The following is a 15384-nucleotide window of genomic DNA, read 5'->3' as shown; positions in this document are numbered from 1 at the left end:
TCGGCTCGAAGCCGCCTCATACGCCACGCTGAGGATCTTAAGCTGGGGTAATGGGGGCTGCGACGGTACTGGTGGCAGAGGACGATCCGGATATCCGTGAGCTCTTCACCATGGCGCTGGAGTCTGCGGGCGCGTCGGTCGTCGCCGTCACCAGCGGCGGCGAGGCGCTGGAGGCCCTCCGGAAGGACCGGTTCGACCTGCTGGTCACCGACATGTGGATGCCGAACATCTCGGGCCTGGACCTGTGCAAGGCGCTGCGGGCCGACCCGGCGACGGCGAAGCTGCCGATCCTCATGCTCAGCGCGTACGGGCGGATGCGGGGCCGCGAGGAGGCGATGATGGTCGGCGCCACCGAGTACATGACGAAACCGATCCGCCCGAGCGTCCTGGTCGGCAAGGCCGACGCGCTGCTCGGCGGACGCCTGGTGGCACGCGACGCATAGACGCGTGCCACCAGGACGGTCACAAACTGCTAGCGGTGCTCCCACCAGGCCTTGGCGGTCACGGCCTTGTAGGCGTCGACGATGCCGAAGCCGTAGAAGCCGTTGAACTCCGTGCCACCCTCGCAGAGCGCGTTGAACTCCTCGGAGCGGCCTTCGTTCGTGTACGTCTGCAGGCGCGGCTCCGGGCAGGCGTGCTCGGCGGCCGTGCTGTACAGGATGTACTCGACCTTCCACGGCTCGAGACCGAAGTCCTTGCCGTGCTTGGCGCCGTGCGCGCTCACGATGAGCGCCGCGACGCCGGCCGCGTGCGGGGAGGCCATCGAGGTGCCCTGCAGCCAGGTGTAGTAACCACACTTCCCGGCTGCGGTGCACTCCTTGTAGACCAGGCCCTCGGCCTCCGGCACGACGTTGCCGTCGGCGTCGACCGTGCCCTCCTCCTGCAGCACCTTCTTCGGGTACGTGGAGAGGATCATGTTCTCGTTGGTGCGGTAGCTGTCCGTGCCGAAGCCGTCACGGAACCAGCCGCCGGGCGCGGAGACGCCGATGCGCTCCAGGCCGTAGTCGGAGAAGTCCGACTTCTTCAGCGACGGGCCGAGGGAGGAGACGCCGATGACGAACGGTCCCTCGACGGGCAGGTCCCAGCAGGAGCTGTTGTCGATGGGCCGGTCGTACGCGGTGTCCGCCGGGTAGTCCGGGCTGGAGATGTCGGTGCGCGGCTTGCCCTTGTCCTCGTGGTTGTTGCCGAGCGCGCCGACGAGCGTGACGCCCTTGAAGTGGGCGTACGTCAGGGCGCGGAACATGCCGCGGATGATGGTGCGCTGCTCGGCCTGCGCGGCGGGGGAGTCCGCCGGGTTGGCCGTGCAGTTGAACAGCCACGGGTCGACGTAGAACGACATGTTGACCACGTCGATGCCCGACTGGCCGGCGTGCACGAGCGCGTTGACGACGGGCTCGAGGAAGAAGTACCCCGAGTCCTGGCCGCCCTTGAGCTCGACCAGCGACACGTTCGGCGCGACACCGGAGATGCCGAAGCCGTTGGCCGCCGCGCCGATCGTGCCGGCGACGTGCGTGCCGTGGCCGCCGTCGTCGGTGCCGACCGGGTCGAGGCAGCTCGCGACCTCACATGGACCGTCGATGTCGACCTTGTCCGGCGCGAAGTTCTTCGACAGCGCCCAGTTGAAGTTCGGGGCGATGTCGGGCTGCGACGCGTCGACGCCGGTGTCCAGGACGCCGACGGTGACGCGCTTGTCGCCGGCGTTGACCTTGCGGGCGAGGTCCGACCTGACCGTCTTGAGGCCCCACAGCTTGTCGTCCATGGGGTCCAGTCCGGCGGTGGCGGGCTTCTTGCCACCGGGCTTCTTCGCCGCTGCCGCTGCCGCGGCCAGTGCTTCCTTCTCCACGCCGGACGGCTGCTCCTTCTTGGGAGCCTTGCCGATGGCGGTGCGGTGTGCGGCGCCGACGAGCTTCGAGGAGGCTGCCGCCTTCTCGACGAAACCGCTCTGCGGTGCCAGGACCGTGAACATCCCCACCGTGTCGTTGGTGGCGATGACCTTGCCGCCGGCCTTGGTGATGGCGGCGGTCGCGTCACCGGTGGAGACGTTGTCCGCGGCCACCACGGTGTACTCCGTGTTGGCGACGGCCTCGGCGCTGGCCGGTGCAGACAAGCCTGCCGTGCTCACGGTCAACGCCGCGGTGATCACCGCGGCGCCCGTGAACCTCATCTTGAATCCCACATGTCCTCCCGGTTCGAGGGGATGGGGATATGAGATCGAAAAACATTGGTCTGCGGAAGGCGTTCGCCTCAAGATTTTCAAATGTTTCGGGCGATTCGCTCCACGGTTTCCTTTGCGTCCGCACCACATAGGGGCAGGTCGCGGGTAGGGGCGAATTGGCAGAACAAAGCCGGGGAGCCGACCATGTCGACTCCCCGGCGCACATTCCGTGGTGTTATGCGATCGGCTCCGCAAAGGGGTCCGTCGAGGCGGCCACCGGGATCTCCGCGGCGGCGGCCCGGGCCGCCTGCGCGCCCTTGGCGGAGCGCTCCTCGTCGGTGATCGGGAAGTGGCAGGCGACCGTCTGGCCCGGCAGCAGCTCGCGCAGCGGCGGCTCCTCCTGGGCGCACACGTCCTGCGCCTTCCAGCACCGGGTCCGGAAGCGGCAGCCGGACGGCGGGTCGATCGGGCTGGGCACGTCACCGGTGAGCAGGACCCGCTCCCGCTGCGCCTTGTCGCGGCGGTCGGGGTCGGGCACCGGCACCGCCGACAGCAGCGCGAAGGTGTACGGGTGCAGCGGCGTGCCGTACAGGCCGTCCCGCGGGCCGACCTCGACGACCTTCCCCAGGTACATGACGGCGACCCGGTCCGAGATGTGCTTGACCACGGACAGGTCGTGCGCGATGAACACGTAGGTCAGGTTGAACTCGCGCTGCAGGTCGTCGAGCAGGTTGACGACCTGCGCCTGGATCGACACGTCCAGCGCCGAGACCGGCTCGTCGGCGATGATGAGCTTCGGCTGCAGGGCGAGCGCCCGGGCGATGCCGATGCGCTGCCGCTGGCCGCCGGAGAACTCGTGCGGGTAGCGGTTGTAGTGCTCGGGGTTGAGCCCGACCAGCTCCAGCAGGCGCTGGACCTCACGCTTCTGCCCGTGCGGCGTCTTGATGTTCTGCACCTGCAGCGGGGCGCCGACGATCGAGCCGACGGTGTGCCGCGGGTTCAGCGACGAGTACGGGTCCTGGAAGATCATCTGGATCTCCCGGCGCAGGGGGCGCATCTGGGAGACGCCGAGGTGCGAGATGTCGCGCCCCTCCAGGATGACCTTGCCGCCCGTCGGCTCCAGCAGGCGGGTCATGAGCCGGCCGGTGGTGGACTTGCCGCAGCCGGACTCGCCGACCAGGCCGAGCGTCTCACCGCTCTTGACGGCGAGGTCGATGCCGTCCACGGCGCGCACGGCGCCGACCTTGCGCTTGAAGAAGGCACCCCGAAGGATCGGGAAGTGCTTCTCCACGCCTCGGACCTCGAGGAGGTTCTCGCCGTCCCGCTGCGGAGCCGCGGACGGCTGGGGTTGGGTGCTCGTCGACACTGTCGTGCTCCTCAGAGGGATGGGGCGATGTCCGACTTGAAGATGGCCAGCCGTTCCGCGGGCGGGATGTGGCACGAGACCCCGTGGTCGATCGTGCCTTCCGCCAGCGTCGGTTCGACCGTCTTGCAAGGGATGCCGTTGCGCTCGACGTAGGGGCAGCGCGGGTGGAACGAGCAGCCGCTCGGCAGGTTGATCAGCGACGGCGGGTTGCCCTTGATCGGGACCAGCCGGTCGCGCACCTCCCGGTCGACGCGCGGCATGGAGGACAGCAGACCCCAGGCGTACGGGTGCTCCGGCCGCCGGAAGATGGTCTGTGCGGAGGCGTGCTCGACGCACTTGCCGCCGTACATGACCAGGATGTCGTCGGCGACCTCCGCGACCACACCGAGGTCGTGGGTGATGATGATGACCGCGGAGTTGAACTCGGCCTGCAGGTCGCGGATCAGGTCCAGGATCTGCGCCTGCACCGTCACGTCCAGGGCGGTGGTCGGCTCGTCGGCGATGAGCAGCTGCGGGTTGTTGACCAGCGACATCGCGATCATCGCGCGCTGCCGCATGCCGCCGGAGAACTGGTGCGGGTAGTCGTCGACGCGCTTCTGCGGCTGGGGGATGCCGACCCGGTCGAGCATCTCCACGGCCCGGCGCCGCGCCTCGGCCTTGCTGACCTTGTGGTGCACCCGGTAGGCCTCGATGATCTGCTTGCCCACCGTGTAGTACGGGTGCATCGCCGTCAGCGGGTCCTGGAAGATCATCGACATCTTGGCGCCGCGCAGCGCGCGGACCCGCTCGGGCGAGGCGCCGATGAGCTCCTCGCCGTCGAGCCAGACCTCGCCGGAGATCTTCGCCGATCCTCGCCGGTGCAGGCCGAGGATGCCGAGGCTGGTGACGCTCTTGCCGGAGCCGGACTCGCCCACGATGCCGAGGGTCTCGCCGCGCTCCAGCTGGAACGTGAGGCCGTCGACGGCCCTCACGATGCCGTCGTCGGTCTTGAAGTGGATCCGCAGGTCACGCACGTCGAGGAAGGACTGTGCCGACGAGCCGGCGCCGACGGGGGTCGGGTCGCCGTCCTTGAGCAGACTGGTGGACATGCTCACTCCTTTCCAGGGGTGCCGGGTCGAGCGGATCGGGGCTGCGGCAGCGTCACGAGAGCCGCACCCGCGGGTCGATCACGGCGTAGAGCAGGTCCACGAGCAGGTTGGCCATGACGATGAAGAACGCGCCGAAGAGGGTCACGCCGAGGATGATCGGCAGGTCCTTGACGTTGACGGCGTCGATGCTGAGCCGGCCGATGCCCGGGAGGCTGAAGACGCTCTCGGTGAGGATCGCGCCGCCCAGGAGGCCACCGAGGTCCAGGCCGAAGATCGTGACGATCGGGGTGAGCACGGAGCGCATCGCGTGCTTGCCGACCACGACCCGCTCCTTGAGGCCCTTGGCCCGGGCGGTGCGGACGTAGTCCTCGCTCATGGTCTCGAGCATCTGGGCGCGGGTGAGGCGGGTGTACTGCGCGGCGAAGAGCAGCGCGAGGGTGACCCAGGCCAGGAAGAGCTTGTTGGCCCAGCCGACCGGGTCGTCCTTGAAGTTGATGTACTCGCCGCCCTGGAAGATCGGCCAGGTATGGACGAAGAGCTGCTGGGCGACCAGTCCGGTGAAGTAGATGGGCAGTGAGACGCCGGCGAGCGCGATGATCATCGCTGTGCGGTCCGCGATCGAGCCGCGTCTCAGTGCGGATATGACGCCACCGGCGACGCCGAAGAGCAGCCAGATGACGGCGGCCCCGATGGCGAGGGAGATGGTGACGGGGAGCCGGTCGATCAGCAGCGGCCACACCTCGCGGTCGGTGCGGAAGGAGTAGCCGAAGCACGGGGCGGAGCAGTGGGTGACGGTCGGGCCGTTGTTGTAGTCGCGACCGGCGACGATGCCCTTCAGGAAGCGGCCGTACTGGATGTAGATCGGCTTGTCCAGGCCGAGCTTGACCCGGGTCGCCTCGACGTCGCGCGGGGTCGCCGACTTACCGACGTACATCTCGGCGGGATCAGCTCCGGCGGCCTTCGGGATCGCGAAGAAGATCAGGAAGGTGACGGCCGAGACGGCCACGAGCAGCACGACGGCTGTGACCAGGCGGCGCAGGATGTAGTTGATCACGTGTGCGGCCTGACGCCGGCCGGCTCGACGGGGTTCCCGTCTCACCGGCCGGCGCCGTGGCCTTCACCTGCCTTCTTTTCCTCGGAAGGGCGGGTTACCGGCTTACTGGCATTGCTCGGTCAGGACGACCTCGTCAGCTGGAGACGCCCAGGCTGCTGAAGTCGTACATGCCGTAGTACTCCGTGACGAAGACGTTCGTCAGGCGGGGGTTGCGGTAGTTCAGGGCCTTGTCGTACACGAAGGGAACCATGACGGCCTCCTCCATGACGATCTTGTTGATCTTCGACCAGATGTCCGCGGCGGCCTTCGGGTCGGTCGCGGCCTTGGCGTCGTCGATCAGCTTGTTGACCTCGGGGTTGTTGAGCTCGGCGTAGTTGTTGTTACCCGACGCGGAGATCGAGCGGCCGTCGACCAGGATCGACAGGAAGCCGTAGGCGGTCGGGAAGTCCGCGCCCCAGCCGGCCATCATCAGGCCGTAGCCCTTGGCGTGCACGTTGGACGGCGCGCCGATGGTCGAGCGGAAGTACAGCGAGGCGTCGGTCGGGTCGAGACGGGCGTTGATGCCGACGTTCTTCAGCGCGGCCTGCAGCGCCTCGGCCGTCTTCGGCTCCTTGCCGGCGTTACGGGTGGCGATGACCGTGTCGAAGCCGGTCGGCTTGCCACACGCGGCCAGCTCTTCCTTGGCCTTGTCGATCTGCGGCTTGCCCGACTTGGTGTTGTACAGGTCCATGGCCGGGTCGTGACCCGCGATGTTCGGCGGGAGCATGTTGATGGCGACGTCGCCACCGGCCTCGGCACCACCACGCGCGGTCTGCATCGTGACCTTGTCGGTCGCGTACTGCACGGCCTTGCGGCAGTGGATGTTGTCGAACGGCGGGACCTTGGTGCTGATCGAGAAGTAGCGGATGAAGCCGGTGGTCGGCGTGTCCGCGTTGGCCTTCTTGGTCGGGTCGAGCAGGATCTTCGGCTGCGCACCCTGCTGGACACCGGTCTGCGCGGTGTCGATGTCGACGTCGCCGCTCAGCAGCTGGTTGTCGATCTCCTCGACGGCCGTGCCGATGGTCAGGTCGATCTGGTCCGGCAGCGCCTTGCGGATCGGGTCCGTCTTGGCGTCCCAGTTCTCGTTGCGGACCAGGACGGCCTTCTTGCCGGGCTCGTACGACTGGAACTTGTACGGGCCGGTCGAGCCGGGCTTGTCACCGTACTTGTCGCCGGTGTCCTTGGCCTTCTGGACCGGGCCGGCGCCGGGCATGGCGAGCAGGTAGCTGAAGTCCGAGAGCGGCTCCTTCAGCTTGAAGACGATCGTCTTGTCGTCCGGGGTCTCGACGGACTTCAGACCCAGCTTGTCGGCGTCGGTGTCCTTGTACGGGCCGGGGTACTTCTGGCCCTGGTCGAGCACGTCGATGAGGTAGGTCGGGCCGCCGGACAGCACGTCCTGCGCGAAGACGCGCTCGATGCCGTACTTGATGTCCTTCGAGGTGATCGGCGCGCCGTCCTCGAACTTGACGCCGTCCTTCAGCTTGAAGGTGTACGTCTTGCCGCCGTCGGTGATCTCCGGCAGCTTCTCGGCCAGGTCGGCCTCGAGCTTCAGGCCGTCCTCGCCCGGCTTCGACGCGTTGGTGAGGAGGGTCCGGACGTAGTAACCCTTCTGGAAGTTCCAGACCCAGGCGTAGTACGCGCGGACCGGGTCGAACGAGTCCGGGTCGGAGTGGTTGACGAGCTTGAGCGTGCCGCCCTTCTTGTCCGAAGGGTTGATGACGCCCTTGGTAGCGGCGTTGAAGCCGGACACACCCGCGGTGCTGGAGCCCGTGCTGGGCGTCTTGTCGTCGCCGCCCGACCCACAGGCGGACAACACCAGGGCGACAGCAGCCGAACCGGCCACCAATGCCCCTGTCCTCATTCTCACTAGGTTTCCCTCCTTGTTTGGCACGACCCGCCGAGGGACGGGCCGTCCGAGCTGTGCTGCTGTGCGAGCGGAGATCGGGGCGGCACGGACGGATCCCAGGTGCGGAATTCGGTCCGGGCGCGGGGTGGCGGGGTCGGTACGCAGGTGGCAGCGCTGGTACGGGTTACCGGTTGGCCTTGGGGTCGAGCGCGTCGCGCAGGCCGTCGCCGAACAGGTTGAAGGCGAGGACCATGATGAAGATCGCGAGGCCCGGCACGAACATGTACACCGGGTCGTAGGTGTAGTAGTTCACCGCATCGGAGAGCAGGCGGCCCCACGAGGGAGTGGGGGGCAGCACGCCGACGCCGAGGAAGGACAGCGACGCCTCGAAGACGATGTTCGTCGGGATGACGAGCGTCGAGTAGACGAGGATCGGCGCGACCAGGTTGGGCAGCAGCTCGCGGAAGAGGATCCGGGTCGGCCCGGCGCCCACGCTGCGGGCGGCCTCGACGAACTCCCGTTCGCGCAGGGAGAGGGTCTGCCCGCGGACGATGCGGCCGATGTATGGCCAGCTGAAGAATGAGATGACGCCGACGACCACCGCGATGCGCCAGGCGGTCGTGACCGGCACGACGGAGATCAGCGCGATCGAGAACAGCAGGTAGGGGAACGCCAGGATCAGGTCCATCAGGCGGCTGACCATGCTGTCGATGAACCCGCCGAAGTAGCCGGCGCAGATGCCGAGCACGACGCCGAGGATCACCGCGACGACCGTGGCGGACAGCGCGACCAGCAGCGAGACCCGGGCACCATAGATGATCTGCGAGAACATGTCCCGGCCGGTGACCGGCTGGACGCCCAGCAGGAACTCCTTGCTGATGCCGCCCCACGTGCCGGGCTCGGGGATACCGCCGAGGTTGGGGTTGATCTTGTCCTGGTGGAACTCGTTGATCGGGTGTCCCCACACCTTGTTGATCAGCGGCGCGAAGATCGCGACGAGCACGAGGAACACGATGACGCCCGCACCGGTCAGCGCGAGCTTGTCACGCTTCAGACGGGTCCAGGCGATCTGACCGAGCGACCGACCCTCGATGGCCTTGGCGGGGACACCGGACGGCGTACTGGTCGCCTCTTCGACACTCGGCACCTGCTCGTCGCTCTTGGACGTGACGGGTCCCATAGTCATGGGCGTGGCGCCCCTCTCCCCGGCCGCTTGCCCCGCCTTGCGCAACCGCCAGCAATGACCGTCGCATGGAACCGCGCGTCGGCCAGACCGGGGCCCGTGGCAGTCAGCAGCCGATCGGCTGTGTCTTCGTGGACTCCTGGTGCCCTATCCGCAGGTTCGGTCCACGGGCAGAGCGTGCACGAAGCCGACTTGGTGTGTCGCCTCCGTTGGGAGGAACCCTGTCTCCCGTTCGGCCGATCGTCAAGGGTCACCCCCCGTCCTGTAACCAAGTCCACGCCGGGCCGTGATGAGGGCGTGATCCAAGCACAAAGACTTTTGGATCATACACCCCCGAATCGGGCGAATTACCAGCTCATCGTAACGGTGTGATCACGCTCCGCTTTGGCTGAAGCACGCACAAGAGGAGGCCGTGGGCCAGCCACCACTTTACTTGATCGTTTCACTTTTAACAGTACCGTCCGGCCAGGTGTCACTGGTCACGGAGCGTGTTCAAACGTCGATGTCCACCACGATCGGCGCGTGGTCCGACGGACCCTTGCCCTTGCGTGCCTCGCGGTCGATGGTGGCGGTCTTGACGGCCGCCGCGATCGCCGGACTCGCGTAGAAGAGATCGATCCGCATGCCTTTGTCCTGATGGAACATGCCGGCGCGGTAGTCCCAGTATGTGAACGGGTTCGGGCCCTTCATCGGCGTGGGCACCACGTCGCGCAGCCCGGCGGCGAGCAGCGCGGCCAGGGCCTCCCGCTCGGGCGCCGTCACGTGCGTGGCGCCGGCGAACGCCGCCGGGTCGAACACGTCGGCGTCGGTCGGCGCGACGTTGAAGTCCCCGCACACCACGAGCCGGTCCGTCCGGGTCAGCTCGTCCACCATGTGGGAGCGCAGGACGTCGAGCCAGCGCAACTTGTACGTGTAGTGCGCCGACTCGGGGGTGCGGCCGTTCGGCACGTACACCGACCAGACCCGCACGCCGCCGCAGGTCGCGGAGACGGCCCGGGCCTCGATGCGGGGCGACTCGAACAGCCCTTCCTCGCCGGTCGGCTCGCCGCCCCAGCCGGGGTCGCCCTCGAAGCCCCGCACCACGTCGTCGAGGCCGACCCGCGACAGCAGGGCCACCCCGTTCCACCGGCCCTCACCGTGCGCGGCGACGGCGTAGCCGAGCGCGGCGACCTCCTCGGTGGGGAAGCCGTCCGCGCCGACCTTCGTCTCCTGCAGGCAGAGCACGTCAGGCCCGGTGGTCTCGAGCCAGTCGAGCAGCCGGGGGAGCCGGGCCTTGACCGAGTTGACGTTCCAGGTCGCGAGTCTCACCCGTCCCACAATGCCCTATCTCGATGAACTCGTCAGGCTCTTACTGGCTGCCCACCGCAAGCGGCGGGTCCCGCCGAGGGATTCTCATCCCCCCGGAGCCCCCGGTGCGCCGCAAGCGGCACACTCAAGCTCTTACTGGCCGCCCCACCGCAAGCGGCGCACTCAAGCCGACTCGCGCTTGATGAGCTCCGTCGGCAGCAACAGCACCGGCTCGATCTGCTCGCCGGCCGCCATCCGCAGCACCTGCCGGGCGACCGTGCGCCCGATGTCGGTGATCGGCTGCCGGACGGTGGTCAGCGGCGGCTCGGTGTCGCGGGCGAACTCCATGTCGTCGAACCCGACGACCGCCACGTCGTCGGGCACCCGGCGGCCGTTCTGCCGCAGGGCCCGCAGGGCGCCGTCCGCCATCGCGTCGGACGCGGCGAAGACGGCGTCGAGCTGCGGGTCGTCGGCGAGGAGCTGGCTCATGGCGAGCGCGCCCGACTGCCGGGTGAAGTCGCCGACCGCGACGATCGAGCGTCGGCTGGCGTCCTGCATCGCGGACCGGTACCCCTTGAGCCGGTCGATGCCGGCGCTCATGTCCTGCGGCCCGGCGATCGTCGCGACCCGGCGGCGGCCGGTGTCGAGCAGGTGGTGCACCGCGGCGCGGGCCGCGTCCTCGTTGTCGACGTCGACGTAGGGCACCTGCGACTGGGTGAGCAGCCGGCCGTTGCAGACCACCGGCACGCCCGCGCGGCTGAGCCGCTCCGGCAGCGGGTCCGCGCCGTGCATGGAGAAGATGATCGCGCCGTCGACGTGGCCACCGGTCGCGTAGCGCTCGACCCGGTCGTGGCTGGGGCCGGACGGCCCGACCATCATCAGCACGAGCTGCTTGTCGGCGGCCTCCAGCTCCAGGCTGACGCCACGGATGACGGCGGCGAAGAAGGGGTCGTCGGAGAACACCCGGCTGGTCGTCTCCGAGGCGACGAGGGCGATCGAGTCGGTCCGCTGGGTCACCAGGCTGCGGGCCGCCTGGTTGGGCACGTACCCGAGGGCGTCGACGGCGTTGAGCACCTTGTCGCGGATGTGCGGCGCGACGGAGGTCGAGCCGTTGACCACGCGGGAGGCGGTGGCCCGCGAGACTCCGGCACGTTGCGCGACGTTCTCCAGCGTGGGCCGATCCCGCCCCGACATCACCATCTGCGCTTTCCCCCATATCTGTCTGCCGGACCCATCATGACTGAAGTCGCCCGATGGTATGGCGCAGAAAAAGGACGGGCGACGAAGCATGCCGCTCCGCCGCCCGTCGCACCCTCACACCGGTTACACCCTGATCACGTTTCGCCTGGACGATCGGCTGGTCACCCTGGCCGCCAATCGGCCTGAGAGCGCTCTCAAGACACGATTCAGAGTGGCTCATGACTAGCGCATTGTCAATCGTAAAACCCCATGAAAGCGCTCTCTGGAATATGTTGTCGGAAACGCCAAATACCCCTATGCCGCCTGGCGTCGCCGGCAGGCTTCGACATGTGCCGCGACGACGGCGGTGGTGTTGGAACGCACACACGCGTCCGCACCCGCCTCGAGCACGTCGACGACCTCCTGGTGGTCGCTGTAAGGGCTCAGCACCACCACGATCGCCGACGACGGGTGCCGCAGGCACGCGGCGGTCACCGCCTTCGGGCCGGGGTCGTCGAGCACCACGATGTCCGGGTCCCGGCCGACCGGCTCGTCCGTCGTGCGGCGCAGCACCGTCCAGTCGTGGGGGAGGTGCCGGGTCAGGTCCGTGAACCTCGCCCCGCCCGCGACGATCAGCACGGTGACGTGGTCGAGGCCGGAAGCGGAGCGCTGGGGGAGGGTCAAGATGTTCATGCCTCATTTATCGCCCGCGCGCCTGCCATTGGGCTCGACGCCCGCTGCGAAGAACCTGGCAGCCCGGCGCGGCGTAACCGGTCCACGGGCGCCGGCTCGTGAAAGGCTGGACAGGTGATCGTCTGGATCAATGGACCCTTCGGCGTCGGCAAGACGACCCTCACGAAGGAGCTGTGCCGCCGCGACCCGAAGGCACGCGCGTTCGATCCGGAGCGCATCGGCTGGGTCCTCAAGCGCACCGTCGGGCGGCTCAAGTCCGGCGACTACCAGGACCTCCCGGTCTGGCGTTCGGCCACGGTCACCGCCGCCGCGTGGCAGACCCGCGGCGCCGACCCGCTCATCGTGCCCATGACCGTGGTCCGCGCCCCGGTGCTCGCCGAGGTCTTCGACGGGCTGCGGTCCCGCGGTCACGAGGTGCGCCACCTGCTGCTCGACGTGTCCGCGCCGGTGCTCATCGACCGCGTCGAGCACGATGACGACGACGACCCGCAGGCGTGGCGCCTGGACCAGCTCGGCGCCTACCTCACCGCCCGGCGCGACCTGCGCGCCCACGCCGACGCCGTCCTGGACACCGACGACCTGGAGGCCGACGAGGTGGCCGACGACGCGGAGGCGATCATCGCCGCCTGGCGGTCCTGACCGGCCCCTCCTCGAAAGGGCCGGTCAGGATCGGTCAGGATCGGTCAGGATCGGTCAGTTCTTCTTGCTGGCGCTCGGGCTGGCGCTCGGCTTCGGGCTCTTGCTCGGCCCGGTCCCGCTGGGGCTCGGGTTCGGGTTGGGGTCCGGCGTCGGGTTGGCCGGGTCGACCGGGGTGCTCGGGGTCGGCGAGATGCCGGTGCCGACGTCCTTGTCGCCGACGCCCTTCGACGGCAGGAACGACACCTTCGGCATCTTCACCGCGGTCAGCGCCCCGTCGAGGAAGTCCCGCCAGACGGGTCCCGGCAGCTTGCCGCCGATGATGTTCTCGCCGTTCTTGAACTTGATGGGCATCTCCTTGTCCTTGTTGCCCACCCAGACGGCGGCGGCAAGGCCGGGGGAGTTCTTCGCCTTGTCGTACGGGACATAACCGGCCATCCACGCGTGCGCGTTGTCCGTTTTGTCGCCCAGCTGCCAGGTGCCGGTCTTGCCGGCGAGCTGGTAGCCGTGGGCGGCCTTCAGCCCGTAGTGCTCCGGCACGCCCCGCAGGACGGTGGTCAGGTCATCGGCCATCTGCTCGGTGAACCCCGCGATCCGCTGCGGCTTGAGCACCTCGGCGAACACGCGGTTGTCGCCCTGCCACACCTCCTTCAGGAAGTGGGTCTTCGCGGCCATGCCCCGGGCGGCGAAGGTGGCCATGCCCCCTGCGTGGTCCAGGACGGTGATCGGGTACTGGCCGAAGCCGACCTCGTTGTCGAACAGCTTCCCGCCGACGTCCGCGCCCTTGAGCTTGAGCAGGTCCTGGCGCTGCGCCTCCAACTTGCCGTCGACCTTGACGGTGGCCCACATCCCGGTGAGGCCGGCGGCCCGCGCGGTGTCGATGACCTTGTCGGGGCCGAGCATCATCGCGATCTCGAAGAACGGGACGTTGAGCGAGTCGACCGTGATCTCCTCGAGGGTGCACCACGTGCCGGAGCCCGACTTGCAGTGCGGGATGGTGCCCTCGGTCGCGTTCTTGACCTGGTTCTTGTTCGCCGCGGTGCGGCTGCCCATGTCGTGCGGCACGCCGTTCCAGTGGGAGCCGATGGTGTAGCCGGCCATCAGCGCCGTCGCGAGGGTGTAGACCTTGAAGGTCGAGCCCGGCGGGTGGCCGCCGCAGCAGCTCGGCTTGCCGTCGCCGAGCACCGGATCCATGTAGTAGCCGGCGTAGTCGTTGCCGGAGCCCTTGTCGCCGCCGTAGTAGGCCTTGACCGCGCCGGTCCCGGGCTCGACCGAGACCAGGGCGGCCTGCAGGTTGTCCCGCTGGTTGAACATGTTGGAGTCTTTGCTCTGCGTGCTCGCCTCCTGCACCGCGACCTTCTGGATGCGTGAGTCGAGCGTGCTGACGATCTTCAGGCCGCCGTTGCGGATCCGGTCGAAGTTCTTCGCGCCCTGCGGGTCGACGTCCTCGTACAGCAGCGCCCCGGTCGCCGGGTCGGTCAGCGCCGCGACCTCCTGCAGCACGTGGTGCACCGCGAGGCCCTCGGGGTTGTTCAGGCCGGTGTTGGCGGTGGCGTTGTTGGCCCGGTTCTGCGCCTGCGTGATGGGCGTCGGCAGCTTCAGCTGCTGCGCCTCGGCCTCGGGGATGAACTTCAGGGCCACCATCTGCTTGCGGATGTAGTCGAAGCGGCCCTGCGCCTCGGCCTGGTTGACCGTCGGGTCGAACGGGCTGCCCTTCTCCTTCTCACCGTTCGGGTTCTTGATGATCCCGGCGATCACCATGCCCTCGGCGACGGTCAGTTCCTTGACGGGCTTGTTGAAGTAGGCGTACGCCGCCGCCTGGATGCCGTCCGCGCCGCGGCCGAAGTAGATGATGTTGAGGTACATCGTCATGATCTGGTCTTTGGTGTACTGCTGGTTGAGCTTCGTCGCGATGATCGCCTCGCGGACCTTCCGGCCGTACGTGACGCCCTCGAGGGTCGCCCACTTACGGGCGTACTGCTGGCTGATCGTCGAGGCGCCCTGCAGCTCGCCGCCCGTGACGTTGTTCCACGCGGCGCGGGCGACGCCCCAGTAGTCGACGCCGTCGTTGGTGTAGAAGGTGTTGTCCTCCGCCGCGACGACGGCCTGCTGCACGTGCTTCGGGATGTCCTCGAACTTGACGAGGGTGCGGTTGCGCCCGATGCGGGCCATCAGCGGCCCGTCGGCGTAGTAGATCGACGTCGACTGCTCCAGGGCGAGGTTCTCCGGCAGCTCCACCTGGTCGAAGTAGTAGGTGCCGGCCACCATGCCGATACCGGTGATCATGATGAACGCGGCGAGCGCGGCGATGAGGATGTTGCGCCGGCGCCGCTTCTTCGCGCGGGCACCGGGGGCGGGCCGCCCTTCGGGGGCGTCGGGGACGGCGGCGGACGGCGGCGCCATCCGCGCCGACGACGGCACCGAGGCCCGCGCGGACGCCGAGCCGAACGCCGCCCCGGAAGTCGGCACCGACGCCGATCCGGTGACCGGCCCGTTCACCGGCACGGCGGCCCGGACCGGCCCCCCGACGGGGCCGCCGACAGGCCCACCCACGGAGGCGCGCCCGGTCGGCGGCTCCGCGGGCGGCGGCGGGACGCTCGCGCGCCCGGCCTGCGGCGGCGGACCCGGGACGCTCGCGCGCCCGGCCTGCGGCGGCGGGCCCGGAACGCTCGCCCTGCCCGCCGGCGGGTTGCCCGGCTCACCGCCGTAGTGCATCTGTCCCACGCTGTGTTGCCCCCAAGTCTGTGCGTCCGGCGGCGGCGCGGCGGGGTTGCCGCGACTCGCCCGGCCATCGGGCAGGTCTCGGGACGGGGTCACCCCGTCGCCGCTGCCTGGAGCCTGCCCTGTAGCTGCACCGC

General features: G+C 68.7%; 12 protein-coding genes. 2 read left to right on the top strand and 10 right to left on the bottom strand.

Annotation, left to right across the window (positions count from 1 at the left end; genetic code table 11):
• The first annotated feature begins 50 nt into the window (after nt 1-50).
• On the top strand, nt 51-443 hold the full coding sequence (locus tag ACQEVZ_RS15290) for a response regulator (protein WP_433366774.1): 393 nt from the start codon (nt 51-53) through the stop codon (nt 441-443).
• Between the two features lie 29 nt (nt 444-472).
• Here ACQEVZ_RS15290 and ACQEVZ_RS15285 read toward each other — a convergent pair whose 3' ends face one another.
• From ACQEVZ_RS15285 to ACQEVZ_RS15245, 9 genes are all read right to left on the bottom strand, one after another.
• Nucleotides 473-2164, bottom strand: a complete 1692-nt coding sequence (locus ACQEVZ_RS15285; RefSeq protein ID WP_433366771.1) for a S8 family serine peptidase — start codon at nt 2162-2164, stop codon at nt 473-475.
• A 226-nt stretch (nt 2165-2390) separates the two neighbouring features.
• Nucleotides 2391-3521, bottom strand: a complete 1131-nt coding sequence (locus tag ACQEVZ_RS15280) for an ABC transporter ATP-binding protein (RefSeq protein ID WP_344502783.1) — start codon at nt 3519-3521, stop codon at nt 2391-2393.
• 11 nt (nt 3522-3532) lie between these two features.
• Nucleotides 3533-4609 carry an ABC transporter ATP-binding protein gene (locus ACQEVZ_RS15275; protein WP_344502782.1) on the bottom strand — a complete coding sequence of 359 codons (1077 nt, stop codon included), beginning with the start codon at nt 4607-4609 and terminating at the stop codon, nt 3533-3535.
• A gap of 52 nt (nt 4610-4661) precedes the next feature.
• Nucleotides 4662-5663, bottom strand: coding sequence for an ABC transporter permease (locus ACQEVZ_RS15270; protein WP_344502781.1), 1002 nt, complete (start codon nt 5661-5663; stop codon nt 4662-4664).
• 133 nt (nt 5664-5796) lie between these two features.
• Nucleotides 5797-7518: an ABC transporter substrate-binding protein gene (locus ACQEVZ_RS15265; protein ID WP_433366766.1), complete on the bottom strand. Its 1722-nt coding sequence runs from the start codon at nt 7516-7518 to the stop codon at nt 5797-5799.
• Between the two features lie 214 nt (nt 7519-7732).
• On the bottom strand, nt 7733-8734 hold the full coding sequence (locus tag ACQEVZ_RS15260) for an ABC transporter permease (protein WP_363409453.1): 1002 nt from the start codon (nt 8732-8734) through the stop codon (nt 7733-7735).
• A gap of 489 nt (nt 8735-9223) precedes the next feature.
• The gene (locus ACQEVZ_RS15255) at nt 9224-10039 is read right to left on the bottom strand and encodes an exodeoxyribonuclease III (protein WP_433366762.1); all 816 of its coding nucleotides are present in this window, start codon (nt 10037-10039) and stop codon (nt 9224-9226) included.
• 162 nt (nt 10040-10201) lie between these two features.
• A complete protein-coding gene (locus ACQEVZ_RS15250) occupies nt 10202-11212 on the bottom strand; it encodes a LacI family DNA-binding transcriptional regulator (RefSeq protein WP_344502777.1) in 1011 nt (336 codons plus the stop codon).
• A 300-nt stretch (nt 11213-11512) separates the two neighbouring features.
• Nucleotides 11513-11890, bottom strand: a complete 378-nt coding sequence (locus ACQEVZ_RS15245) for a hypothetical protein (RefSeq protein ID WP_433366759.1) — start codon at nt 11888-11890, stop codon at nt 11513-11515.
• A 114-nt stretch (nt 11891-12004) separates the two neighbouring features.
• On the opposite strand from ACQEVZ_RS15245, the gene ACQEVZ_RS15240 reads away from it, so the two are divergent.
• On the top strand, nt 12005-12529 hold the full coding sequence (locus tag ACQEVZ_RS15240; RefSeq protein ID WP_433366756.1) for an AAA family ATPase: 525 nt from the start codon (nt 12005-12007) through the stop codon (nt 12527-12529).
• Nucleotides 12530-12583: 54 nt separating this feature from the next.
• Here the strand turns inward: ACQEVZ_RS15240 and ACQEVZ_RS15235 are convergent, their stop codons facing one another.
• Nucleotides 12584-15241, bottom strand: a complete 2658-nt coding sequence (locus tag ACQEVZ_RS15235; RefSeq protein WP_433366753.1) for a transglycosylase domain-containing protein — start codon at nt 15239-15241, stop codon at nt 12584-12586.
• Between the last annotated feature and the right edge of the window lie 143 nt (nt 15242-15384).

It is taken from the genome of Dactylosporangium sp. CA-152071 (assembly GCF_050936335.1).
GTDB classification, from domain to species: domain Bacteria; phylum Actinomycetota; class Actinomycetes; order Mycobacteriales; family Micromonosporaceae; genus Dactylosporangium; species Dactylosporangium maewongense.
Note: the sequence above shows the minus strand (reverse complement) of the source record. Positions and strands in the feature narration are given on the sequence as shown.